The organism is Bradyrhizobium sp. McL0616 (genome assembly GCF_049993385.1).
Taxonomy (GTDB): Bacteria; Pseudomonadota; Alphaproteobacteria; order Rhizobiales; family Xanthobacteraceae; genus Bradyrhizobium.
In genome coordinates, this window is the sequence record NZ_CP188255.1 from 5,035,878 (window position 1) to 5,058,142 (window position 22,265).

General features: G+C 64.4%; 23 protein-coding genes. 14 read left to right on the plus strand and 9 right to left on the minus strand.

What is annotated here, in order from left to right; all coding sequences use genetic code 11:
• The first annotated feature begins 13 nt into the window (after positions 1-13).
• Genes ACPPVR_RS24625 through ACPPVR_RS24640 form a run of 4 tightly spaced genes read left to right on the plus strand, consistent with a single transcriptional unit; the run spans position 14 to position 3,691 of the window.
• A complete protein-coding gene (locus ACPPVR_RS24625; protein WP_426609162.1) occupies positions 14-1,051 on the plus strand; it encodes an NAD-dependent epimerase/dehydratase family protein in 1,038 nt (345 codons plus the stop codon).
• Positions 1,038-1,859 carry a GNAT family N-acetyltransferase gene (locus tag ACPPVR_RS24630; RefSeq protein ID WP_426609163.1) on the plus strand — a complete coding sequence of 274 codons (822 nt, stop codon included), beginning with the start codon at positions 1,038-1,040 and terminating at the stop codon, positions 1,857-1,859. The genes ACPPVR_RS24625 and ACPPVR_RS24630 overlap by 14 nt, the downstream gene beginning before the upstream one ends.
• Before the next feature lie 6 nt (positions 1,860-1,865).
• Positions 1,866-2,921 (plus strand): dihydrodipicolinate synthase family protein, encoded by a 1,056-nt coding sequence (locus ACPPVR_RS24635; protein ID WP_426609164.1) that lies wholly within the window; start codon positions 1,866-1,868, stop codon positions 2,919-2,921.
• A complete protein-coding gene (locus ACPPVR_RS24640) occupies positions 2,909-3,691 on the plus strand; it encodes an ABC transporter ATP-binding protein (RefSeq protein ID WP_426609165.1) in 783 nt (260 codons plus the stop codon). Before ACPPVR_RS24635 ends, ACPPVR_RS24640 begins: the two co-directional genes overlap by 13 nt.
• A 24-nt stretch (positions 3,692-3,715) precedes the next feature.
• Here ACPPVR_RS24640 and ACPPVR_RS24645 read toward each other — a convergent pair whose 3' ends face one another.
• Positions 3,716-4,804, minus strand: a complete 1,089-nt coding sequence (locus ACPPVR_RS24645; RefSeq protein WP_426609166.1) for a TRAP transporter substrate-binding protein — start codon at positions 4,802-4,804, stop codon at positions 3,716-3,718.
• Between the two features lie 140 nt (positions 4,805-4,944).
• Positions 4,945-5,511, minus strand: coding sequence for a MarR family winged helix-turn-helix transcriptional regulator (locus tag ACPPVR_RS24650; protein WP_426609167.1), 567 nt, complete (start codon positions 5,509-5,511; stop codon positions 4,945-4,947).
• Positions 5,512-5,973: 462 nt separating this feature from the next.
• Between ACPPVR_RS24650 and ACPPVR_RS24655 the strand changes: the two genes are divergently transcribed.
• Positions 5,974-7,830: a tannase/feruloyl esterase family alpha/beta hydrolase gene (locus ACPPVR_RS24655; protein ID WP_426609168.1), complete on the plus strand. Its 1,857-nt coding sequence runs from the start codon at positions 5,974-5,976 to the stop codon at positions 7,828-7,830.
• An 88-nt stretch (positions 7,831-7,918) separates the two neighbouring features.
• On the opposite strand, the gene ACPPVR_RS24660 is transcribed toward ACPPVR_RS24655, so the two are convergent.
• Positions 7,919-8,176 (minus strand): hypothetical protein, encoded by a 258-nt coding sequence (locus ACPPVR_RS24660; protein WP_426609169.1) that lies wholly within the window; start codon positions 8,174-8,176, stop codon positions 7,919-7,921.
• 77 nt (positions 8,177-8,253) lie between these two features.
• The gene (locus ACPPVR_RS24665) at positions 8,254-9,198 is read right to left on the minus strand and encodes a DUF2778 domain-containing protein (RefSeq protein WP_426609170.1); all 945 of its coding nucleotides are present in this window, start codon (positions 9,196-9,198) and stop codon (positions 8,254-8,256) included.
• A 189-nt stretch (positions 9,199-9,387) separates the two neighbouring features.
• Here ACPPVR_RS24665 and ACPPVR_RS24670 point away from each other — a divergent pair, with 189 nt between their 5' ends.
• Together ACPPVR_RS24670 and ACPPVR_RS24675 are read left to right on the plus strand one after the other, a co-directional pair.
• Complete coding sequence (locus ACPPVR_RS24670) at positions 9,388-9,828, plus strand: DUF1810 domain-containing protein (protein ID WP_426609171.1); 441 nt, start codon at positions 9,388-9,390, stop codon at positions 9,826-9,828.
• A gap of 134 nt (positions 9,829-9,962) precedes the next feature.
• The gene (locus tag ACPPVR_RS24675) at positions 9,963-12,044 is read left to right on the plus strand and encodes a methyl-accepting chemotaxis protein (protein ID WP_426609172.1); all 2,082 of its coding nucleotides are present in this window, start codon (positions 9,963-9,965) and stop codon (positions 12,042-12,044) included.
• 6 nt (positions 12,045-12,050) lie between these two features.
• Here ACPPVR_RS24675 and ACPPVR_RS24680 read toward each other — a convergent pair whose 3' ends face one another.
• Positions 12,051-12,638, minus strand: a complete 588-nt coding sequence (locus ACPPVR_RS24680) for an NADPH-dependent FMN reductase (RefSeq protein ID WP_426609173.1) — start codon at positions 12,636-12,638, stop codon at positions 12,051-12,053.
• Positions 12,639-12,689: 51 nt separating this feature from the next.
• Complete coding sequence (locus ACPPVR_RS24685) at positions 12,690-13,637, minus strand: helix-turn-helix domain-containing protein (RefSeq protein WP_426609174.1); 948 nt, start codon at positions 13,635-13,637, stop codon at positions 12,690-12,692.
• Positions 13,638-13,937: 300 nt separating this feature from the next.
• Between ACPPVR_RS24685 and ACPPVR_RS24690 the strand changes: the two genes are divergently transcribed.
• Genes ACPPVR_RS24690 through ACPPVR_RS24700 form a run of 3 tightly spaced genes read left to right on the plus strand, consistent with a single transcriptional unit; the run spans position 13,938 to position 16,542 of the window.
• Positions 13,938-15,038, plus strand: a complete 1,101-nt coding sequence (locus tag ACPPVR_RS24690; RefSeq protein ID WP_426609175.1) for a DUF2336 domain-containing protein — start codon at positions 13,938-13,940, stop codon at positions 15,036-15,038.
• Positions 15,035-15,370, plus strand: a complete 336-nt coding sequence (locus ACPPVR_RS24695; protein WP_426609176.1) for a PilZ domain-containing protein — start codon at positions 15,035-15,037, stop codon at positions 15,368-15,370. Before ACPPVR_RS24690 ends, ACPPVR_RS24695 begins: the two co-directional genes overlap by 4 nt.
• A 50-nt stretch (positions 15,371-15,420) precedes the next feature.
• Positions 15,421-16,542, plus strand: a complete 1,122-nt coding sequence (locus tag ACPPVR_RS24700; RefSeq protein WP_426609177.1) for an HD-GYP domain-containing protein — start codon at positions 15,421-15,423, stop codon at positions 16,540-16,542.
• A 34-nt stretch (positions 16,543-16,576) separates the two neighbouring features.
• Here ACPPVR_RS24700 and ACPPVR_RS24705 read toward each other — a convergent pair whose 3' ends face one another.
• Both ACPPVR_RS24705 and ACPPVR_RS24710 read right to left on the minus strand, forming a co-directional pair.
• Complete coding sequence (locus ACPPVR_RS24705; RefSeq protein WP_426609178.1) at positions 16,577-16,780, minus strand: hypothetical protein; 204 nt, start codon at positions 16,778-16,780, stop codon at positions 16,577-16,579.
• 181 nt (positions 16,781-16,961) lie between these two features.
• Entirely contained in the window at positions 16,962-17,639 is a 678-nt protein-coding gene (locus ACPPVR_RS24710) for a nitroreductase (RefSeq protein WP_426609179.1), read from the minus strand.
• A gap of 119 nt (positions 17,640-17,758) precedes the next feature.
• Between ACPPVR_RS24710 and ACPPVR_RS24715 the strand changes: the two genes are divergently transcribed.
• The 4 genes from ACPPVR_RS24715 to ACPPVR_RS24730 all read left to right on the plus strand — a co-directional run bounded on the left by ACPPVR_RS24715 (position 17,759) and on the right by ACPPVR_RS24730 (position 21,323).
• The gene (locus tag ACPPVR_RS24715) at positions 17,759-18,721 is read left to right on the plus strand and encodes an alpha/beta hydrolase (protein WP_426609180.1); all 963 of its coding nucleotides are present in this window, start codon (positions 17,759-17,761) and stop codon (positions 18,719-18,721) included.
• 26 nt (positions 18,722-18,747) lie between these two features.
• A complete protein-coding gene (locus ACPPVR_RS24720; RefSeq protein WP_426609181.1) occupies positions 18,748-19,608 on the plus strand; it encodes a dienelactone hydrolase family protein in 861 nt (286 codons plus the stop codon).
• Positions 19,609-19,701: 93 nt separating this feature from the next.
• A complete protein-coding gene (locus ACPPVR_RS24725) occupies positions 19,702-19,950 on the plus strand; it encodes a hypothetical protein (RefSeq protein ID WP_426609182.1) in 249 nt (82 codons plus the stop codon).
• A gap of 281 nt (positions 19,951-20,231) precedes the next feature.
• Entirely contained in the window at positions 20,232-21,323 is a 1,092-nt protein-coding gene (locus ACPPVR_RS24730) for a type II asparaginase (RefSeq protein ID WP_426609183.1), read from the plus strand.
• 21 nt (positions 21,324-21,344) lie between these two features.
• Here ACPPVR_RS24730 and ACPPVR_RS24735 read toward each other — a convergent pair whose 3' ends face one another.
• Positions 21,345-22,220 carry an MBL fold metallo-hydrolase gene (locus ACPPVR_RS24735; protein WP_426609184.1) on the minus strand — a complete coding sequence of 292 codons (876 nt, stop codon included), beginning with the start codon at positions 22,218-22,220 and terminating at the stop codon, positions 21,345-21,347.
• Positions 22,221-22,265: the final 45 nt, after the last annotated feature.

Genomic DNA, 22,265 nt, shown 5'->3' on the forward strand with positions numbered 1-22,265 from the left:
GAAGGACCGACCCATGCTCCTCACCCGCCAGACGCTGCCGAAGACCATTCCGGACATCGCTGCGCTCGACGATCTCTTGTGCCGGCCGACGCAGGCGCTGATCGACGACCTCGCCAAGGCCGAAGGCGACATCATGATCCTGGGCGTCGCCGGCAAGATGGGGCCGACATTGGCGGGGCTTGCGAAAGCTGCCGTGCCGGATCGCCGCGTCATCGGCGTGGCGCGCTTCAGTGACGCAAGCGTCAAGGACTGGCTGCATGCACGCGGCGTCGAGACCATCAATTGCGACCTGCTGGACGAGGCCGCCATCAACGCGCTGCCGAAAGCGCCGAACATGGTGTTCATGGCCGGCCGCAAGTTTGGCGCCGAGGGCGATTTGTCGCTGACCTGGGCGATGAACGCGCATGTGCCCGCACTCGTTGCGCAAGCTTTCCCGTCATCGCGGATCGTGGCGTTCTCGACCGGCTGCGTCTATCCCTTCGTCCCCGTCGACGGCAAGGGCTCGAGCGAGGACATGGCGCCGAACCCGCCCGGCGAATACGCCCAATCCTGCGTCGGCCGCGAACGCATGTTCGAATATTTTTCGCGCAAGTTCGAAACACCGGGACAGCTGTTTCGGCTCAATTACGCGATCGACATGCGCTATGGCGTGCTGCACGACATCGCCACGAAAGTGCTCACGGGCAGACCCATCGACGTCAGCATCAGTCATGTCAATTTCATCTGGCAGGGTGATGCATCCGCTCAGGCGCTGCGCTGCCTCGCCCATTGCACAGCGCCGACCTCGCCGATCAATGTCAGCGGCCATGAGATCCTCGCGGTGCGTGATCTCGCCGCGAAATTCGGCGCCCGCTTCGGCCGCGCGCCCGTGCTGGTCGGCGAGGAGCAGCCGACCGCCTGGCTGACCGACACCGCCAAGGCCGTTGAGCGGTTCGGCCTGCCTATCGTCGACACCGAACAGCTGATCACCTGGACGGCGGATTGGGTGTCCCGTGCCATGCCGAGCCTCGGCAAGCCCACCAAATACGAGGTGCGCGATGGTCGCTACTGACGGTCCATCCGTCATCAAGCTCGGCATCGACGACGCGATGGCCGGGCTCGTGCTGTCGACGGAGGCGCACTGGAACCAGACCGAAGCGGACTGGCGCGTCTTCCTGCATGACGGCGTCGTGTTCGGCATTCGCGACGGCGTGCGACTGGTCGCGACCGCGGCACTGCTGCCCTATTCCGGCAACAACGCCTGGATCAGCATGGTGCTGGTGTCGGCAACCCATCGCCGCCGCGGCCTCGCAACGCATCTGGTCGATGCCTGTCTGGAAACGGCACGCAAAAACGGCCTGACCAGCTGGCTCGACGCAACGCCGGATGGCGTTGCAGTCTATGAACCGCTCGGGTTCACGCCGACCCTGCAATTGCGCCGACTGAAGCTGGTCAAATCCACGCAGGCGTCCTTGCCGGCACCTTCAACGGCAACGCTCGACGCGCTTCGCGCACGGGACCGGAGAGCGACCGGCTTCGACCGGACCGCCCTCCTCACCGCTTTCGCGCAGCGCTCCGGCTCCCGCATCGTCGCAGCGCACGGATGCATCGCGCTGGTCCGGGACGGCCGAACCGCGCGCCACATCGGGCCCCTGTTTGCTGACAATGCCGCCGAAGCGCTGGCTCTGGTTCATGCGGTCGCGCGATCGGAGAACGGACCGCTCCTGATCGATGCCGTCGCCTCGCAAGCCGCGTTCCTGGAGGGATTGACCGCCTCGGGCTGGACCATCGAACGGCCGTTCCAGCGCATGCGGTTCGGCCCCGCCACCACTGCGGCTGAGGAAATGCCATTCGCCGTCGCCGGCCCCGAATTCGGATAGGACACCATGCACCACAGCCAGATCAACAGCGACATCCGCAAGCTGATTGCCGACGGCACCGTGCTGCCGGCCCATCCGCTCGCCCTCACGGCGGAGCGCCAGCTCGACGCAACGCATCAGCGTGCGCTGACGCGCTATTACATCGACGCCGGCTCGGGCGGCCTTGCGGTCGGCGTGCACACGACGCAGTTCGCGATCCGCGATGTCGGCCTGTATCGGCCGGTGCTGGAGCTCGCGGCCGAAACCGCAGCAAACTGGACAAAACGCCCGCTGGCGATGGTCGCAGGCCTCGCCGGTCCGACCAAGCAAGCCACTGCCGAGGCCCGCACCGCGCGCGACATCGGCTATCACGCCGGGCTGCTCAGCCTCGCCGCGATGAAGAGCGCCTCCGAGGACGAGATCATCGCGCACTGCACGGCTGTCGCCGCCGAAATTCCGCTGGTCGGCTTCTACCTCCAGCCGGCCGTGGGCGGCGTCATCCTGTCGAGCCGGTTCTGGCAGCGCTTTGCCTCGATCGACAATGTCATCGCGATCAAGATCGCGCCGTTCAACCGCTATCGGACGCTCGACGTCCTGCGCGGCGTCGCGGCGGCGGGCGCGCTCGAGCGCGTTGCGATCTACACCGGCAATGACGATCACATCCTGCTCGACCTCATGCTGCCGTTCGACCTGCGCGATAACGGCGTCACCACGCGGACCTATTTCAAGGGCGGCCTGCTCGGGCACTGGTCGGTGTGGACCGCGAGCGCCATCAAGCAGTTCGAGCGCTGCAAGGCAGCACGGCACAAGGACAACGTGCCCGCAGATCTGCTCGCGCTGGATGCCCGCGTCACCGATTGCAACAGCGCCTTCTTCGACGTCGCCAATAATTTTCACGGCTGCATCGCCGGCTGCCACGAGGTGCTGCGGCGCCAGGGCTTGATGAAGGGCCTGTGGTGCCTCGATCCAAACGAGGGGCTGAGCCCCGGCCAGAAGGAGGAGATCGACCGCGTCACTCGCGAGCACGCCGACCTCAGCGACGATTCCTTTGTCGCTGCCAATCTGAACAAATGGCTGGCATGAGCTCAAAACCCTTCATCAGCCTGCAAGGCGTCCGAAAGGTCTACCGCTCTGGCGGCGCCGAGTTTCTTGCGGTCTCCGACGTCACCATGGACGTGCAGGAAGGCGAGCTGGTGTCGCTGGTCGGCCCGTCCGGCTGCGGCAAGACCACGGTGATGAAGATTTTGGCCGGCCTGCATGGCGCGGACGGCGGCACCGTAACAATCGGCAATGCCAACAGCCCGTTCGATCCGACCCGCGACATCGGCATGGTGTTTCAGCAGGCGCTTTTGTTGAAATGGCGAACCATCCTGGACAACGTGCTGCTGCCGGCCGAGATCGTCGGCCTGCCGATCAAGGCCGCTCGCGAGCGGGCGCGTGATCTGCTCAATCTGGTCGGGCTTGCCGGCTATGAGCAGAAATATCCGCGAGAGCTCTCCGGCGGCATGCAGCAGCGCACCGCGATTGCGCGCGCCTTCATTCACGATCCGAAGCTGATCCTGATGGACGAGCCGTTCGGCGCATTGGATGCGCTGACGCGCGAGCAGATGAATCTGGAGATGCTGCGGATCTGGCGCGAGAGCGGCAAGACCATCGTCTTCGTCACGCACTCGATCCAGGAAGCCGTGTTCCTGTCGTCGCACTGCGCCGTGCTGACGGCAGGGCCTGCAAAGATGGCCGACTATTTCGAAATCGACCTGCCCTTCCCGCGCGACCTGCCGATGAAGACCACCGACGCATTCGGCGCCTATGCGCGGCGCATTTATGCGAAGCTGGGCCTGGGCGCGGCGTAACCACCGCGCCCGCCATCTACGCGATCAACCCTTCCGCATCTTGCTGAGCAGATAGTTGTCGTAGAAGTTTTCCGCGATCTGCGTGTAGAACAGCAGCTCCTTCATATAGGCGTCGTGGCTTTCCTTGGTCCGCTTGAACAGGTCGCTCTTCGCGGCAAGTTCGTTCAGATGGTCCTGGGTCGCATTGTAGCAGGCCTCCAGCACCGGCTGCGGGAACGCCTTCAGCTCTGCACCATTGGCGATCAGGCGCTTCAGGGCCGCCGGATTCACGCTGTCGTATTTCTCGAGCATCCAGGCTCCCGCCGCAGAACCTGCCTGGTTGAGGATCGCCTGATACTGCTTGGGCAGCGCGTTCCACTTCTCGTCATTGACGATCATGTGCAGCATGGCGCCGCCCTCCCACCAGCCGGGGAAGTAATAGTACTTGGCGACCTTCTGGAAGCCGAGTTTTTCATCGTCATAGGGACCGACGAATTCGACCGCGTCGAGCGAGCCCTTCTCCAGCGCCGCATAGATGTCGCCGCCGGCGAGCTGCTGCGGCACAACACCGAGCCGCGCCAGCACGTGGCCGCCCATGCCTGCGATGCGGAATTTCAGGCCCTTGAGATCGTCGACGGTCTTGATCTCTTTGCGAAACCAGCCGCCCATCTGGGTACCGGAATTGCCGCAGAGGATCGCGTGCGTCTTGAAGGGCTTCAGCGCCTCGTTGGTGAGCTCGGCGCCGCCGCCGAAATACCACCAGGACTCCTGGTGACGGTGGTTCATGCCGAAGGGTGCACCGGTGGCGTAGGCCAGCGCCGGCTCCTTGCCGATGTAGAAATAGAGCGGTGTCTGCGCCATCTCGACGGTGGCGACGCTGACGGCATCGAGCGCCTGGAGGCCGGGGACGAGTTCGCCGGCCGCAAAGGTCTGGATCTGGAATTTGTTGTCGGTGGCCTCAGCGACGTATTTCGCAAAGGTCTGCGCCGTGCCGTAGATGGTGTCGAGCGACTTCGGGAAGCTCGAGGTCAGGCGCCATTTGATCTCGGGCGCGTTTTGAGCGATCGCGGGGGCAGCAACCAGCGCCGTCGCGCCGGCGACCGCGCCGCCCTTGAGGAATGTACGGCGTTTCATGATGGGGTTCTCTCCCTTGAGGTCAGCTTCGAATGAGGGGGCTTTTTGTCCGCGGTCTTCGCCGACCGTTTGCCCGTTCCTGAAGCGGAGTTCAAGTTATGAGAGAACATGGGGCCTGTGCCGGAAGGCCCGGCGACTGCTCAGGAATCCTCGAGGAAAATCGATAGTGCCCGCTGCAATTCCTTGAACGCGCGCGGACCGATTTTGGCCGCGAGGGTCTTCTCGCTCGCCGCGATCGCCGGCCGCAGGCGGCCCAGCAGCGCGGCGCCGGCACCGGTCAGATACAGGACGTAGTAACGGCGGTTGATGGCGGAGGCGGAACGCTGCACCAGACCGCGCCGCTCCAGATGATCCACCAGCCGCCCGAGCCCCGCCCGCTCGATCGACAGGGATTGCGCGATGGTGAGCTGATTGACGCCCGGATTGGCCTCGATCACCGACAGGACGGAGAACTGCGCCGGGCTGATGTCGAATGCGGCGAGCCGCCGGCGGACGTCCTTGAAGACCCAGAGCTGGGCCCGCCGGATGCGATAGCCGAGCGAATGGGACAGGTCGGCCGAGGCAAGCAGCTTTGGCCGTGCGGGCTTTGCGGCCGGCGCGGCGCGCGGCGTGGATCGCGACGGCTTTGCAATGGGCGCCCTGCGCGGCGTGCCCTTGACCGCTCCCTTGGCGGATCGCTTCCTGATGCCTGACTTCCCTGGCTCCATCGACGACCGTCTTTCACGCGCCGGCGCAGCAGCATCCGGCCTGTTTGCTCGAGATTCGATTGCTCAGCCTATCGCAGCGGACCCGGATCGAGAAGCCAAGCAATGTCGCGCCTTTCACCTACAGCTTCCACGACAGGTTGCACCGCGGACTCACGTGTTGCGTCATGTTGACACGGCAACATCGCTCGCATATTCATCGTGAAAGCCTGCCGTTCACGAGCGGGCCAAGGGGATGACGCCCGTGCTTCCATCAGAGATGGACGCCGATCTGCGTTTCATGACGCATCGCGGCAGGATGGTTTTGCGCACAGCCGAATGTGCGTTGCGGCGCATCGCAATCGCGCGAGCATGTCCCCGAGCAGCAACTTCGCAAATGACTCTGACCTCGCGACGCCTCGCCAGCAGGCGCCGCGTCGGCACGATTTTGTTCAATCATCAATGATGAAACTGGGAGGGACCGACATGAAACGACTATTCCTTGCCTCGACGATGGTGGCCGGTTGGGCGGCACTCGGCGCACAGGCGACCGCACACGGGCTGCCTCCGAGCGGCGTGGCCCCGCGCGCGTCCTGCACCGCCCTCACCGGCCTCACCCTGCCGAACACGCAGATCCTGAGCGCGACCCAGAAGTCGGGTTATTGCAACGTGATCGGCATCATCAACAAGCGGGTCTCGACGCAGGACCCCGATCATTTCACCTACGGTATCGGCTTCGCCCTCAACCTGCCCACCACCTGGCATGGCCGCTTCGAGATGATGGGCGGTGGCGGCACCGACGGCAGCCTGCAAAGCGACCCACAAGGCGCCGCCGGCGTCGAGCTCGGCCAAGGCTGGGCGGTCGCAGCCGATGACGGCGGCCACGAGGACAACGCCAGCAACGCGGTCGGCGGGTATCAGGACGACGACGCCAATGCCGGAGGCTCCGCGCATTTCGCGATCGACGCGCAGGCGCGCCGCGACTACGGCTATAACGGCATCGAAAAGACCGCGACGACCGCCAAGCAGATCATCTCCTATTTCTACGGCCTCGACACCGTCTATTCCTACATCATGGGATGCTCGAACGGCGGACGTGACGCCATGGTCGCATCGCAGCGATCGCCCTGGCTGTTCGACGGCGTGATATCGCAGAACCCCGGCTTCAACCTGCCGCAGGCCGGCCTCGCAGAAGCCTGGAACGAGCAGGTGCTCGGCACGCTCGCCACCAGCAAGGACGTTAACGGCCAGCCCTTCATTCCCGATACTTTCCCTTCGCAAGACCTCCAGGTCGCCTCGGCGGCGATCCTGAGCGCCTGCGACGCGCTCGACGGCCTCGTCGATGGCATCATCGACAATTATCACGCCTGCACGGCAAGGAAGGTCTACCCCGCGCTCGCCAGTTACACCTGCGGCACGGGCTCGCATGGCAGCACGCCGCATGGCGGCACCTGCCTGACCAGCCCGCAAGTGGAGGCGTTGAAGAAGATCTACAGCGGGCCGGTCAACTCCAAGGGCCAGCGGCTCTATTCGAATTGGTTCTGGGATGCCGGAATCTGGACACCGCCCGCCGCGCCCGGCGCAGGCTGGCAATTATGGAACGTCGTCACCGCACCAGTGCCTGGGGTCAACACCGCGATCAACCTGACGCTTGGCGCCGGCGCGGTCCCGATGATCTTCCAGACGCCGCCCGTGGTCACGCCGGTCAACGGACCGAACGGCCAGGAAGCCTTCGTCTTCAAATTCAACTTCGACACCGACGCGCCGAAGATATTCACCAAGACGGCGGCCTATCCGGAAAGCGCAATGGACTTCATGGCAGCGGTTTCGACCGACCTGCGCCCATTCAGGTCACGTGGCAGCAAGCTGATCATTTCGTCTTCGGTCAATGACGGCATCTTCTCCGGCGCCGCGATCGCGCGCTGGTACCGCAAGATGAATCGGAACATGGACAACCATGCGACGGATTTCGCGCGGCTGTTCTTGGTGCCGAACATGGCGCATTGCGGCGGCGGCGCAGCCACCGCCAGCTTCGCCACGAATGAACTCAAGGCGATCACGGATTGGGTCGAAAACGGCGTCGCGCCCGAACGCATCGTCGCGGCCAACACCAACACCGCCTCCCCCTACCCGACCGGTGGCGTGTTCGATCCCCGGATTGCCCAGAACTTTCCAACCGGAGGCACGCGGCCGCTGTGCGTCTATCCCAAGACTGCGGCGTACAAGGGCAGCGGCCTGACCGGTGATGCGGCGAACTTTGCCTGCGTCGATCCGCAGTTCAGGCCGGGCGGCGACCACGACTTCCACGACGATGACGACGGCCACGGCGACGACAGGCATTGAGCCTTCGTCCGATCGAGTCCCGGACGCAGGCGCGTCCGGGACTCGAGCTTCATCAGCCCGCAATGACGAGAAGGAGAAGAACGCCTGCTCAGAGCAGCTTCGCGCTCACGAACAGCGCACGCACGGCATTGGTTGCCTGCACGGCGAGCATCGCATTGTCGGCGGCGCCCTCGAGCGCGTGGACGGCCTCATCATGCAGCGAGCGGAATTCCATCCACTCGACCGATTTGAAGTTGGTGAGGAACTGATAGGCCTGGCCGACGGTCGCAATCGCCAGCGTGTCACCGTTCAGCTTGATCTTGAACGTGGTGCGCAGCGGGGTCTCGGAGTTTGACGGATCACTCATGGGCTGCTTCTGGACGAGGACGGCTTAACGAAGGGAAAACGGCAGCCTCGCCGTGGCAGGCTAATATCAGGAGTAAATCAGGACTCTGTGCTCGCGCGCTGCGAGGCAGTCGCCGATCCGTTCAAGCTCGGCACCACGACCAGGCGGTTGAACTCGCCATTGTCGTAGGCCTTCATGAAACGATCATAGTCCTTGATGGAGACGCAGCCGTTTGAATCGCCGCGCGGCCCAAGCATGAAGCTGTGGGTGAGAAGTCCGACACGGCCGAGCGCGCTGGTGCCTTCCACCGGCGTCAGGCGCAGCGCCCGGATGCCATGGAACAACTTTTCGCGCGGCTTCAAATCGTAGGTCGCCGGCGGGGTCGCGCCCACCATGCGCTGGTCGACATGCTCCGGGTCGTCCATCAGCGCGCCCATGCCCGAATGGGCTTCCAACGCGGCGCCGTTCGGCAGGTAAAGCGCCTTGGCCGAGATGTCATAGACCGCTGTGCGCGAATCGTAACCGAGAGCGGCGAGATCCGGCGCCTTGCTGAACAGGCCGCTGTCGGGCGTCAGCGAGGCCAGCTTGATCTTAGCGGTAAATTTTTCGAAGAAGCTGCGATTGTCGACCCTCGGATTGGTCTCCGCATAGGCTTGGCTGGAGGCGATCTGGGCGGAGAAGTCCGCCTGGGTCGGGCGCGAGCGCGGCATCGGGACGGCATCGGCGCGCTGCGAGGGCCGCCTCTCGTCAACAGGCGTCCGGTCGTCATCGGTCAGGGTCGAGTGCCAGTCGTCGCCCTGGAGTTTTTGGGCGAGCATCGCCTTGGCGTCGCGGAGCTTGAGCTGGACGGCGTTCAGCGCCGAGCGCTCCAGCGTCCGCAGACCGAGGTCGGGCGGGCTACCTGACAGCGAGGCGAAACGGTCATCAAACGAGGGGGTATTGGCCGGCGGCAGCGCGGCGGAAACCAGCGCTGTCGAATCACCCATATCCGAGACCCAGGCGGCAGCGCCCACCGCCAACGCGAAGGCGGCCAAAGACAGCAATATTGTCTCCGCTCGCCCAATACGGCGGCGCGACAACAGCCTCTCGGCTCGTGCGGCGTCGGAAACCATCAGATCCCCAAAAACGACCCCCGGGGGTACCACCCCCACCCGGAGACTCTATACCAGCTACCACATTGGGAGCCAAAAGTTAGGCATAATCGCGGCCGGCGAGGCACCCCGAGATAGCTAATGACCAATCCTTTTGACCTAAACCGGTTCGTTCGGGCCCAAAATCCGGTTTATCGCGACGTCCAGGGGGAGTTGTCCCGGGGCCGGAAGCAGAGCCACTGGATGTGGTTTGTCTTCCCGCAGGTCGCCGGCCTCGGCTTCAGCACCATGTCCCAGCGCTACGCCATCGGCTCGCGCGAGGAGGCCGAGGCCTATCTCGCCCACCCCGTCCTCGGCGCCCGCCTCGTCGAATGCACCCGCCTCGTGCTTGCCGTTGAAGGACGAACCATCAACGCGATCCTCGGCGCGCCGGACGACGCGAAATTCCGCTCGTCGATGACGTTGTTCGGCGCGGTCTCCGACGGGCCCATTTTCGATCAGGCGATCGCCAAATATTTCGCCGGCGAACCGGATGGCGCGACGCTGGACATCCTTGCCTCCCTCGATCGGAAGGCGACGTAAGCGCCACCTACGCCTCGACGAATGGACGCATGCATGCGGGGAATGCCGGCCGGCAGCGTAAACCCGGGATTAACACCGGCTACCTATCGTTGGCGCAGAATAATTTTCTCCCGCGCCAATTGCCGGACTGAATCATGAAAATTGGTACGCTCCTGACCGCCGCCATCGTCTCGCTCTCGACCGTGGGCGGCGGCCTCGCCGTCTACGTCGCCGTCACGAAATACCAGACGATGGACAGGATCACCGAAGCACAGGGCCGGCTCGCGATCGTCCGCGCTGTCAGCGACATTCCGCGCTATCTCAACCCCGAGCGCGGCTTTGCCACCAACATCCTCTATGGCCCCGCGACCGTCGACCCCGCACTGCTCACCGAGCATGACAAGCTGCGCAAGCAGACCGACGGCGCGCGCGACAAGATGAACGCGCTGCGCAAGGACCTGCCCGGCCCGTTCGACGACGGCGCCACCATCGGCACCAATATCTATGCGCTGAATGCAAAATTCACCGCGCTGCGCGAAGCCATCGACAAAGCGATCGCGGGACCGGCGGACGCACGCAAGGAGGCCGCCAGGAAGATCGTCGCCGACAACGCCGTGCTCAACGCCGGCGTGACCGCTCTGCTCAGCGAGCAGGTCCGCCGCATGGCGATCCTCAACGGCGACGCCTACCGGCAGTCGAGCTACGCCAACATCGCGATGACGCTGCGCGACATCGGCGGCCTCAATTCCAGCGTCCACAAGAACCTCGTCGGCGCGAAGAAAGTGGCCAACGATGCCGAGAAGGCCGACATGGCCCGCATGCAGGGCCGCAACGACCAGATCGTGATGTCGCTGACGGAATTGCGCGGCAATCCGGCAACTCCGTCGAACGTCGCCGCAGCGCTGGAGACGATGAATTCGAGCTATGTCGAGGAATTCGGCCGCGAGATGAAGCTCGTCAAGGACGGCGCCGTCAGCGGCAAGTACGAACACGACGTCGAGGCCTTCTACGTGGCGTCCCAGCGCGGGCTCGGGTCGATCATCGGCGTCCGCGACGCCTTCTACGACAACGCGGAGCAGATCCTGGCCGGCGCCTCGTCGGCCGCGCGCACCAGCTTCACCATCGCCCTCGCCGGCCTCCTCGCCGTGCTGATCGCCAGCGCCGGCCTCATCGTGATGGTCCGCCGCCGAGTCTGCGCCCCGATCGTCAATCTGACGACGCGGATGTCGCGGCTCGCCGATGGCGACCTTGCCGAAGAGATCCGCGGCGCCGAGCGTTCCGACGAGATCGGGGCGATGGCATCTGCCGTCCAGGTGTTCAAGGACAACATGATCCGCGCCGACCGCCTCGCTGCCGAGAAGCAGGCCGAGAGCGACGGCAAGATGCGGCGCGCGCAGGCGCTCGACGAGCTGACGCGCGCCTTCGAGGCCAAGATCACCGAACTCGTCGGCGGCCTGTCCAAGGCGTCCTCGACCATGGAGAGCACGGCGCAGTCGATGACCTCGACGGCGGCGCAGACCAACAGCCAGGCTGCAGTGGTGGCGACGGCTTCCGAGCAGACTTCGACCAACGTCCAAACAGTCGCGAGCGCGACCGAAGAGCTGACCTCCTCGATCGCGGAGATTGGCCGCCAGGTCGCACAAAGCACCGAGATCGCGGCTCGCGCCGTCGACAACGCCCGCTGCACCGGCGACACCGCGCGCGCACTCGCCGAGGGCGCGCAGAAGATCGGCGACGTCGTCACGCTGATCCAGAGCATCGCCGAGCAGACCAATCTGCTGGCGCTCAACGCCACCATCGAGGCCGCGCGCGCTGGCGATGCCGGCCGCGGCTTTGCCGTGGTTGCCTCCGAAGTGAAATCGCTGGCCGGCCAAACCGCCAAGGCCACCACCGAGATTTCCGAGCAGATCTCGGCGATCCAGGCCGCGAGCGACGAAACCGTGACCGCGATCCGCAACGTCGCCGACGTCATCGCCGAGATCGACCAGATCGGCACGGCGATCGCGGCTGCGATCGAGCAACAGGGCTCGGCGACCAAGGAGATTTCCCGCAGCGTCCAGGAGGCCGCCCGCGGCACCCAGGAGGTCAACACCAACATTACCGGCGTGCGGCGTGCCGCCGACGACACCGGTGCGGCCGCCTCGGAAGTGCTGGGCGCCGCCGAGCAGCTCTCGACCCAGTCCCGCGACCTCGCCGGACAGTTCGACCGCTTCCTCAGTGAAGTCCGAGCCGCCTAACGCGGCTCAGTAAGGCGGCGCCTTGCGCGCCCGCTGCGCCTTGGCCGCTTCGATCCACCACAGGAGATCGTCGGCAAAGCGCGGGAACGAGCGCTCCAGCGCCTTGCCGCCCTCGCCGATCGGCTCGCTCTCGGCCGACAGCGTCTGCGCGATCGGGCCGACGCCGATCGTGCTCGACACCACCACCATGCCCATCTCCGACAGCGTGCCGTGCCACGCGGTCGAGGCGCGCGCGCCGGACAGGCGGCCGGCGGAATAGCTGACGATGGCGGCCGGACGCCAGAACCATTCCTCGAGGAAATGGTCGGTGAGATTCTTCAATCCGGGCTGGATGCCCCAATTGTACTCGCCGGTGACGAAGACAAAACCGTCGGCGCCGCGGATCTGCCCGGCCAGCTTCTCGAGCGCCTCCGGCGCCGTGCCCTTGGGATGTTCCTTGTACATGCGGTCGAGCATCGGCAGGCCGATCGCCTTGGCGTCGATGAACTCGACCTCCTCGCCGCGCCCGCGCAGGCGATCGATGACGAAATTCGCAAGGCGAATGCCCAAGCGGTCGGAACGGTAGGAGCCGTAGAGGACGAGGATGTTGCTCATGGCCGGCAGGTTAGCACGGGGCGACGCACCGGACCCAGCCGATTTGTCACGCTATCGCCTGCGCCCGCGCTCCAGCGTCTCCGACGGCGTCTCGCCGAACTGGTCGCGATAGCTTCTGGAGAAATCGCTGAGGTGCCAAAAGCCGAAAGCCAGCGCGACGGCCTTGACGCTGTCGGCGCCGGCCAATAGCCGCTGGCGGACCAACCACAGGCGCCGCAGGCGCAAATAACGGTGCAGGCTCATGCCGCGATAGCGACGGACGACATCATGCAGGGTGCGGACGGAGAGGCCGAGCTTGCGCGCTATTTCCTCGCTGTAGATGGGCTGGGCGAGATCGTCGGACAAAAGCGCGCGGATGTCCTGGAACATTTTGAACTGCCGCTCGTCGTTCGGCAGCCGGGTCCAGCGCGCCGGCACGATGCTAACGAACGCCGCGTCGACCGCGCCAAGCAGGGACTCCTTCATCGCCGCCGCCTTCAGCGGCACCTCAGCGGGATCGATCGGCTCGGACGCAGCCGCCACGACCTCGCCGACCACCTTCCGCAGCCAATGCAGCGCCGACGGACTGGTCTCGAAGATCTTGAAGCTGGAACCCGTCACGGGCCAGCCGCGATCCCTCACCTCGGGACGGAACACGACCGAGGCGATTTGCCGCTGCACCTCTTCGATGGTGTTGTAGGCCGCCCCGCGGCTTCCAATGACGATGACTGAGCGGTCGCGCTGCGCGCCGTTGAAGCGAATGGGAACGTCAAGGTCGTCCATTGCGAATCCGACCGCGGTGCAATCGGCGACGAGCTGCGCATCCACCACGCGCGGAAACGCACGCGTCACATTCACGTCACAGCCGGGCAATTGCAGGATGATCTGCTCGGCCGCAATCCTTCGCACAAGTGGCGTGAACTCGAAGTCCAGACCGCGGATCGCGTTGCGAAACTCGTCGACGTCTGAAAAGCGAAAAATCTTTGGCGCCAACTCTGGCGCATCATCAATGTTGGTCATGACAAATGAAAAGTAGCGCCACGAAACGGCGCGCATCCGGCGACAGTACCGGCCAGTTCCCCCCTTTCGGTTGCCCCGTTAGAGCGAAAGAATCATCCTATCGTCTCTCGATCAATTGGCGAGCGTCCCATTCAAAAGGACAAGTTGACGGTTCGCGTCCTGCCAAATTTCGATATCGTTTCGAAAGTGGCAGACGGTGCACTGATACCCGACGGATCAAAGTCTAAAATCCAAATTAACAACTTTGAGGCGTAATAGGCCCCTTGATTAGTCGAAGTTATTTTAATTCAGGCTCCTGCCATGATGGCAAATTCGCCTGCCGATATTCTTGTCGAGTTGGAAGAAGCGGTCGCAGCGTGCCCGCCGGAGCGGTGTGCCCGTGTCCTCTCGGGCATTGTTCGTCTGCTGGCGTCCAGCCGCGACCGGCCTCAGGAACTGCTCGTCAATGTGGTCGACGGCGTGTTGCTGCGCCTGATGGGACGCGTTGCACCGAGTGCACTGGTGCAGTTCAGCCAGGCGCTCGCCGAACTGAATGTTGCACCGCAAGACACATTGCGCCGGCTGGCTTCGCACGACCATCAGGACGTCGCGTGTCCGCTTCTGCTCAAATCGCAGGCGCTATCAGCGGCCGACCTTGAGACGGTCGCTGCGTCCTGCGGCGAACGCCATCAACTTGCGATCGCGGCCCGGGACCGGATCGAACCGGTTGTGGTGGAGGCGCTGGTCAAACGCGGCGACCAGGCGGTCTGCCTTGCGCTGATTGGGAACCCAGGCGCGCGGTTCTCCGATGCCGCCTATGCTTTGCTCGTTGAGAAGAGCGCGGCAAACGACGCGATCACGAAGGCGCTGACACTCCGGCCGGGCACGCCCGATTTGGTCGTACGCAAGCTGCTCACCGTTTCTCCCGGCAAGACTGCGCCCAAGCCCAACGCCTCTGCGACGCCCCTTGCGCCCGCCCCGATCGCATCCAAGCGGCCTTGCCCGGCTGACTATGCTAGCGCAAGGCCGGAGATCGTCGCGCTCAACCGCGTCGGCAAGCTCAACGACTCCACGGTGAACCGCTTCGCGATCCGAGGCGAGACCGCCAATCTGTTTACCGCCCTGTCGGTGCTTTCAGGGGCGCCAATCGAGATCGTCGAGCATGTCATGGCCGATGACGATTGCGAGGGCCTGGTGATGGCCTGCCGGGCGTCGCGCCTGAACTGGCAGACCACGCTTGCGATCATGAGCAACCGCAGCGACGCCCGTCTCTCCTTTGCCGAGCGCGAACGCGCGCAACATATTTTCGAAACGCTTCTTTTGTCGACCAGCCAATGGACGGTGCGCTGGGGGGAAATGGCAGCAAGCACCAGCACAAGCGATCCGGGAAATCGCGGCGCCAAAATGGGGATTAGCCGATGAAGTTCGACGGTCGCAAGACGCTTCGCGTACGAATGGATCACAAGCAGGCAGTCAATCTGATGGGCTCCGACGGCACCTGGCGACGCAGTTGCGTCCTGCTCGACGTCTCGGATAGCGGCGCCAAGATCGAGGTGGAAGGCACGCTCGATGTGCTGCAAGCCAAGGAATTCTTCATGCTGCTGTCGTCGACAGGTCTCGCCTACCGGCGCTGCGAACTGGTCTGGATCGACGGCACCATGGCCGGCGTGCACTTCATCACCGCAGACCGCAAGAAGAAGAACCCGGCGAACGCACAGGGGGCCGAAGCGCGGAACTCCACTCAAGGCAAGTAAGCTCGAAAATTCATCGAGCTCGTTGAACTCAGGTATAGTTTAGGTCAACCGTGCAGAACGCGCGAACACTATCCAGCCCTCTCAAAAGCGATAGCGGCATCCGAGCGACGGAAGCGGCGCGCCCGTTCGTGCATGTGCTGGCCGATTCCTCCGACAAATTGTCGGGCGTCTGCTCGATCCTCGACCAGCAGTTCACCGTCGCGGGCGAACGGCTCGACGCCGACGGCAAGCTGTCGCAAGTGCCGTTTGCCATCGTCATCCGCGCCGAGCTGCGTGACGTCGACAACATCGCGGCGATCAAGAAGAAGGCTGCCAGGCTGGCAAAGGCCACCAAGCGCATCTTCCTGATCGAGCACTCCTCCCACGTCAGCATCTCGCAGGCCTATGCGCTCGGCGCGACGCTCGTCCTTCCCGGGGCGATCGACAAGACCAAGCTGCTGGCGGCGCTGGCTGATCCAGCCGAGCTTGCACCGGGTTCGTCCAACGACGCGGCGCAGCCGGACAACGCCGTCGAAGCGGCGGCGACCGCCATCGCATCGATGTTCACGGCCGTGACGCTCGGCGGGCCCCTCGACGTCGACGGCACCAAGGAAGCTGGTCGCAAGATCGCCGAACGCATCACCGAGCACGGCCTGTCCGAATGGCTCACGACCGTGCGGCGTCACCACGAGGGAACCTACCAGCATTGCCTGCTCGTGACCGGTGTGGCGATCGACTTCGGACTAAGCCTCGGCGTCGGCAGGACCGATCTGGAGCGCCTCTACTCGGCCGCCATGTTCCACGACATCGGCAAGGCGCAGATCCCGCTTGCGATCCTGGACAAGCCCGGCCGCCTCGATGCCGACGAGCGCGCCATGATCGAGACGCATCCGGCGGCGGGTTATGACTTTCTGAAGGACCACGAAAAGATCTCTCCCGAAGTTCTCGATGCGGTCCGGCATCACCATGAATGTCTCGACGGCAGCGGATACCCGGACGCGCTATGCGGCGAGAACATCAACGACATCGTTCGCATTCTCACGATCTCGGACATCTTCGCTGCGCTGATCGAGCACCGGACCTACAAGCCGACGATGCCGCGCACGGAGGCCTACAACATTCTCTGCGGGATGACCGGAAAGCTCGAGAAAGCGCTCGTCACGTCGTTCAAGGAAGTCGCGCTCACGCGGTGAGCGCCGCACGGCGACAAAAATGTGCCCTCGGAACTCAGTGCGTGGCGCGGTATTTGATGCGGCGCGGGATAGACTGGGAGGCCAGCCCTTCCGCCAGCAGCTTCATGTCCTCGCGTCTGCCACTGCGGACCAGCCTGCCGAACTCTTCAGGCGAGAAGGGAAGACTTGGATCATCATCGATCGGGCGCCGCATTCGCGGACGGAAGAACCGTCGAACCAGGCTAGCCAGCCGCCGCATGTCAATTCCCTCGCGTCAGCATCAAACCTTTCAGTCCGCATATTGTTCCTCCCGCGCCATCGAGATTGCAAGAGCCGGCAACTGGTCCGCACCAATAATTTCGTGAGGGAATAATCTCCTCCCCTCCGCGCCAGTCGGCCCTCCGCGCCAGTCGGCCCTCCGCGCTAGTCGGCCAGTTGCGTCAGTCAGCAAAGCCGACGTAGCGGACGAACTCCTCGTTACCCTCGCGATCCGAGCGAACGGCATTCGCGGCGAAGCTATCGTCGGGATAGCCCAGCGCGACGCAGGTCATGATGGCCTCGTCTTCCGGAATCCTGGCGACCTCGCGCACGATGTCGGAGCGCATGATGCCCTGCCCGTTGATCACCGAACCGAGACCGCGGTCCCAGGCCGCGAGCACGATGCCGTAGCAGAGCGCGCCGAGATCGAAATGGCAGACCGCGCCGGGGTCGAGCACGCGGTCGTAGCTGAGCACCAGCGACACCGGCGCATCGAACTGGCGGAAGCCGCGCAGCACCCAGTCCTGGCGCATCGGCTTGTCGTCGCGCGCAATCCCCATCGCGCCGAACAGCTTCTTGGCGACGTCGACCTGGCGCGTGCGATGCACGCCCTGATATTCGCCGTGGCTGATGATGTCGCGCTTGACCTTGGCGCCGGCAACCATCTCCTCCATGTTGCGACGGCGCACCTGTTCCAGCGGTTCGCCGGTGAGCACATGGACGTGCCAGGGCTGCGTGTTCATCGACGACGGCGCGCGCTTGGCGCTGTCGATGATCGCCTCGATCACCGCGCGCGGCACCGGCTCGTTCTTGAAACCGCGCACGCTGCGGCGCGACTGGACCAGCGTTTCGAATTCCACCTTTTATCTCCCTGGCGCATACCCGTCCGGCGGTTGCCGATGCGGCGCGCGAAATCTATGCTAACCCGCAAGCAAGACCAAGAACCCCTGTGGCCACGCCACACCCGTGAGGACCGCAAATGGCCGCGCCGCTCGATCCCGTCATCGCCCAGATCATCCCGCTGCTGCCGCTGCGCGATCCCACCACGATGACGCCACAGAGCGCCCGCGATTCCTTGCGCGCACTGGCTGCCGCGCGCGCCGCCGTGCCGCCGCCGCCCGTCGATACCGTGCAGGATATCAAGGTCAGGGGTGGCGCCGGCCCGCTGGATGCGCGGGTCTATCGGATCGGCGCCACGCCGGCGCCGACCGTGGTGTTCTTCCATGGTGGCGGCTGGGTCGCGGGCGATCTGGAGACCCATGACCGGCAGGCGCGCAATCTCGCGATCGAGACCGGCGCGGTCGTGGTCTCCGTCGATTACCGGCGGCCGCCGGAAACACGCTTTCCCGGTGCGTTCGAGGACGCCTTCGCCGCGACGAGCGATGTGTTCAACCGCGTCGCGGAATTTGGCGGCGATGCCAAACGCCTCGGCGTGGCCGGCGACAGCGCCGGCGGCAATCTTGCGGCGGCCACCGCGATCGCCTGCCGCGATTCCGGCATCAAGCTCGCCGCACAATTGCTGGTCTATCCCGTGACCGACGTCGCAGGCCGCTACGCCGATGCGCGGGAGAACGCGCGCTATCCGTCACGTACCGAGAATGCCGATGGTTACTTTCTCTCTCGCGCCGTGATGGAATGGTTTTCCGGCCACTATCTCGCCGACCCTGGCCATGCCGCGGACTGGCGGGTCTCGCCGCTGCGTGCCACCTCGCTCGCCGGCCTTGCGCCAGCGATCGTGACCACCGCCTGGTTCGATCCGCTGCGCGACGAAGGCGCGGCCTATGCGCGGGCCCTTGAGGCCGCGGGCGTGCGGGTGAAGCATCATGAGGGCGCCGGCCTGATCCACGGCTATTTCGGCCTTGGCGAGGCCTCAGAGGTTGCCCGCGCCGAGGCGCAGCGTGCGCGCGCCGATTTCAAGGCGCTGCTCGTGCGCGGGACCTGATCGCATTGCCGCTGGGGCGCACCGAATTGTCGCGCATCCTCATCGCCCTGATCGCAACATGGCTGTCGGTCGCGGGCGCCGCGGCCGCGCCGCAGATCGTCTATTTCGGCAGTGCCGACGGCCGCACGCCGCTCGTCGGCTACCTGTTCGAGCCCATAACGCCTGGCCCCTGGCCCACAATTGTCATGCTGCATGGCCGCGGCGGGCCTTATTCGAGCAACGACAATGCCGACTGCACCTTTGTCGGGGCCAACACAGCCTCGCCCTGCAATGCCGGCACCTTGTCCAAACGCCACGTGATGTGGGGCGAATACTGGTCGGCGCGTGGCTATCTGGCGCTGCTCCCGGATAGCTTCGGCCCTCGCGGCAAGGCGCACGGCTTCGGCCGCTTCACCCATGACGATCCCGATCGCGCCGACGTCAACGAAACGGCCGTGCGCCCGCTCGATGCCGAAGGTGCCCTCGCTTATCTGCGCGACCGCGGCGACGCCGTCCCCGGCCAGATCTATCTTCAAGGCTGGTCCAACGGCGGCAGCACCGCGCTGAACGTGATGATCCGGCAAGGCAACCAGGCGGGCTATCGCGGCGCACTCGTGTTCTATCCGGGCTGCGGACAGACCGCGCTGCTCGAATCGATCATCTCCACCACAGCGCCGATCGCCCTGTTCCTCGGGGCCGACGACGAGGAGGTCTCGCCGCTGATCTGCCAGCGCCTCGCCGACCGGTCGCGGCAGGCGGGCGCCCGGATCGATGTCACGCTCTACCCCGGCGCGACCCATGATTTCGACGAGCCCTCGTCGCGGCGGCAGTCCGCGCCCGGGAATCAGGCCGCCATGGACGACGCGCTCGTCAAAGCCGCGGCTGCCCTCGACCGCTGGAAAAAATGAAGCGAGGGCCGATGCGGTGGCCCGATCCTGCTTGATTGCGCCATGATTCCGGGCTCCAATTCGCACGCCATCTTTTGGTTTAGGGAGACAATCATGATGAAGCGGATTTTCCTGGCTGCAATCCTCGCCACTTTTGCAGCAGGCTCGGCCCTTGCGGATGACACCTGCGAGAGCAAAGCGGTCGGCAAGGACGGCAAGGCACTCGCCGGCGCCGCCAAGACCTCGTTCCTGAAGAAGTGCAAGGAAGACGCCTGCACGCCCAAGGCGGTCAGCGCCGACGGCAAGCCGCTCGCCGGTGCCGCCAAGAACAGCTTCCTGAAGAAATGCGAGATGGGCGCGTAACGCGCTGCGAATTCGCGGCTTCTTCAGCGGGCAATCGCCAAACGAACTCCGTCATGGCCGGGCAGAACCGCGTCTTCGCGCTAGATCTCCCGGCCATTCGCGTTCTTGTTTCCGAATAGCAGAGGCGAAGTACTTCTGCCGCCTCCCCGCGCCCGCCGCGCGCCTAAACCAAAACATCCGATTGCATCACCACGCTAGACAGGAGGCCTCGGCTGACGGATCATGCAGTGCTGAGTGAACTGGGGCGCATCGACGAGGCTTTCTAGGAAAGGGAGGTCGAGATGTGGCAGTTTCGCGCGCGTGACTACTTGATGACGATAATGAGCTTGCTGTTCGCGCTGCTCATCAGTTTTGAAGCTGCGAACGCAAGGGGCGTTGGTCTGCCCAACGTCATGGTTCTGGCAACCGGTGGCACGATCGCCGGCACCGGGGCAAGCAGCACCACCGTGGTCGGTTACACCGCAGCCACGGTGGGCATAGAGACCCTCCTGAACGCCGTCCCCGAACTGAAATCGGTTGCTAACGTCAAGGGCGAGCAGGTTTTCCAGATCGCCAGCGAGAACATGAACAATGACTACTGGCTCAAGCTTGCAAAGCGCGTCAACGCGCTCCTCGCGCAGGACGACGTCGATGGAATTGTGATCACGCACGGTACTGATACGATTGAGGAAACCAGCTATTTTTTGAACCTGGTCGTCAAGAGCAGGAAACCTGTCGTCATCGTGGGCGCGATGCGGCCGTCGACAGCGATCAGCGCGGATGGGCCGATCAACCTCTTCAATGCCGTGATCCTCGCAGGCAGTGACGAGGCCGTCGGCAAGGGTGTGCTGGTTGCTCTCAACGATCAGATCAACGCGGCGCGCGAGGTCACCAAGAACAACACCTCGACGGCAGACACCTTCCGCACACCGGAACTCGGCTTCCTCGGCTACATGCAGGGAAACAAACCGTACTTCTATCGTCAATCGACGCGCCGGCACACGGCAGACTCCGAGTTTGACGTCTCTAGCCTCGATGCCCTGCCGCAAGTCGATATCGTCTACGGCTACGCCAACATGAACCGGGTCGCGGTCGACGCTTTTGTCGCCGCCGGGGCCAAGGGGATCGTGCATGCCGGCGTGGGTGACGGCAGCCTAGCCCGGCCCGCGGTCGAACCGGCTCTCGACGAAGCCCACCAGAAGGGCGTCGTGATCGTTCGCAGCAGCCGTGTCGGCAACGGCATCGTCGCGCGCAATGGGGAAGCCAAAGACGACGAACACGACTTCGTCGTCTCGGATACGCTCAATCCTCAGAAGGCGCGTATTTTGCTGATGCTGGCGTTGACCAAGACGACCGACAGCAAAGAGATCCAACGTATGTTCTACACTTACTAGATCGCCCGAAGCGCGGTCGCCCTACTCCCGCTTGAAGCGGTAATCGAACGCGGCGCCGAGCGGCTTGATCAGTCCGACCGTCGGCGCCGGAAAATGAATCGGCAGGATCAGCGTGTCGGTGTCGGCGACCGAGGCGAAGAACTTTCGTCGCGAGACCGCTGACTGTTTCGGATCCCAATCCGGCTTGGCCGACCAGTCCGGCTCGCGGCACTGGATCTGGTGATGCATGAGGTCGCCGGCGACGACCGCGCGTTGTCCCTTCGAAAAGATGTTCACGCAGCAATGACAGGGCGAATGCCCCGGCGTCGGCGTTAGCGTCACGGTGTCATCGAGCGCGTAATCATCATCCACAAGCAGCGCCTGCCCGGCCTCGACGATCGGGAGGCAATTGTCGCGGAAGACGGTGCCGGGCGGGTTGTTGCCCTTGGCGTTCTCCGCCTCCCACGCTGCGTACTCGCCTTTGTGGAAGACATATTTCGCATTCGGAAACGTCGGCACCCAGCGACCGTCGCGCAAGGTCGTGTTCCAGCCGGTGTGGTCGATGTGCAAATGCGTGCAGAAGACATAGTCGATCTGCTCGAAACCAATGCCGAGCGCGAACAGCTCGTTGCGCCAGCGCTCCTTGCCGGGAAAATCGAACGGCGGCGGATGGCCCTTATCCTCGCCGGTGCAGGTATCGACCAGGATGTTGTAACGCGGCGTGCGCACCACAAAGGTCTGGTAGGTGATGACCATCATGCCGCGCGCGGCATCGAACACCTCCGGCTCCATGGTCGGCAGATGGCGCTTGAACACGCCCTCGTCATAGGCCGGGAAAAAGTCCTGCGGCCGCCGCCACGGCCCGTCCCGCTCGATCACCGCGTCAATGGTGATGTCGCCGATCCTGAGCTGCTTCATGGTTGTTCGCCCCTTTTTGGAGGAGCGTAGCGGGCGAGATCGGCG

What these genes read in the sequence shown, in the direction of transcription:
- ACPPVR_RS24625 (WP_426609162.1), top strand. Translation starts at nt 14, where the DNA reads ATGCTCCTCACCCGCCAGACGCTGCCGAAGACCATTCCGGACATCGCT.
- ACPPVR_RS24630 (WP_426609163.1), top strand. Translation starts at nt 1,038, where the DNA reads ATGGTCGCTACTGACGGTCCATCCGTCATCAAGCTCGGCATCGACGAC.
- ACPPVR_RS24635 (WP_426609164.1), top strand. Translation starts at nt 1,866, where the DNA reads ATGCACCACAGCCAGATCAACAGCGACATCCGCAAGCTGATTGCCGAC.
- ACPPVR_RS24640 (WP_426609165.1), top strand. Translation starts at nt 2,909, where the DNA reads ATGGCTGGCATGAGCTCAAAACCCTTCATCAGCCTGCAAGGCGTCCGA.
- ACPPVR_RS24645 (WP_426609166.1), bottom strand. Translation starts at nt 4,804, where the DNA reads ATGAAACGCCGTACATTCCTCAAGGGCGGCGCGGTCGCCGGCGCGACG.
- ACPPVR_RS24650 (WP_426609167.1), bottom strand. Translation starts at nt 5,511, where the DNA reads ATGGAGCCAGGGAAGTCAGGCATCAGGAAGCGATCCGCCAAGGGAGCG.
- ACPPVR_RS24655 (WP_426609168.1), top strand. Translation starts at nt 5,974, where the DNA reads ATGAAACGACTATTCCTTGCCTCGACGATGGTGGCCGGTTGGGCGGCA.
- ACPPVR_RS24660 (WP_426609169.1), bottom strand. Translation starts at nt 8,176, where the DNA reads ATGAGTGATCCGTCAAACTCCGAGACCCCGCTGCGCACCACGTTCAAG.
- ACPPVR_RS24670 (WP_426609171.1), top strand. Translation starts at nt 9,388, where the DNA reads ATGACCAATCCTTTTGACCTAAACCGGTTCGTTCGGGCCCAAAATCCG.
- ACPPVR_RS24675 (WP_426609172.1), top strand. Translation starts at nt 9,963, where the DNA reads ATGAAAATTGGTACGCTCCTGACCGCCGCCATCGTCTCGCTCTCGACC.
- ACPPVR_RS24680 (WP_426609173.1), bottom strand. Translation starts at nt 12,638, where the DNA reads ATGAGCAACATCCTCGTCCTCTACGGCTCCTACCGTTCCGACCGCTTG.
- ACPPVR_RS24685 (WP_426609174.1), bottom strand. Translation starts at nt 13,637, where the DNA reads ATGACCAACATTGATGATGCGCCAGAGTTGGCGCCAAAGATTTTTCGC.
- ACPPVR_RS24690 (WP_426609175.1), top strand. Translation starts at nt 13,938, where the DNA reads ATGATGGCAAATTCGCCTGCCGATATTCTTGTCGAGTTGGAAGAAGCG.
- ACPPVR_RS24695 (WP_426609176.1), top strand. Translation starts at nt 15,035, where the DNA reads ATGAAGTTCGACGGTCGCAAGACGCTTCGCGTACGAATGGATCACAAG.
- ACPPVR_RS24705 (WP_426609178.1), bottom strand. Translation starts at nt 16,780, where the DNA reads ATGCGGCGGCTGGCTAGCCTGGTTCGACGGTTCTTCCGTCCGCGAATG.
- ACPPVR_RS24715 (WP_426609180.1), top strand. Translation starts at nt 17,759, where the DNA reads ATGGCCGCGCCGCTCGATCCCGTCATCGCCCAGATCATCCCGCTGCTG.
- ACPPVR_RS24725 (WP_426609182.1), top strand. Translation starts at nt 19,702, where the DNA reads ATGATGAAGCGGATTTTCCTGGCTGCAATCCTCGCCACTTTTGCAGCA.
- ACPPVR_RS24730 (WP_426609183.1), top strand. Translation starts at nt 20,232, where the DNA reads ATGTGGCAGTTTCGCGCGCGTGACTACTTGATGACGATAATGAGCTTG.
- ACPPVR_RS24735 (WP_426609184.1), bottom strand. Translation starts at nt 22,220, where the DNA reads ATGAAGCAGCTCAGGATCGGCGACATCACCATTGACGCGGTGATCGAG.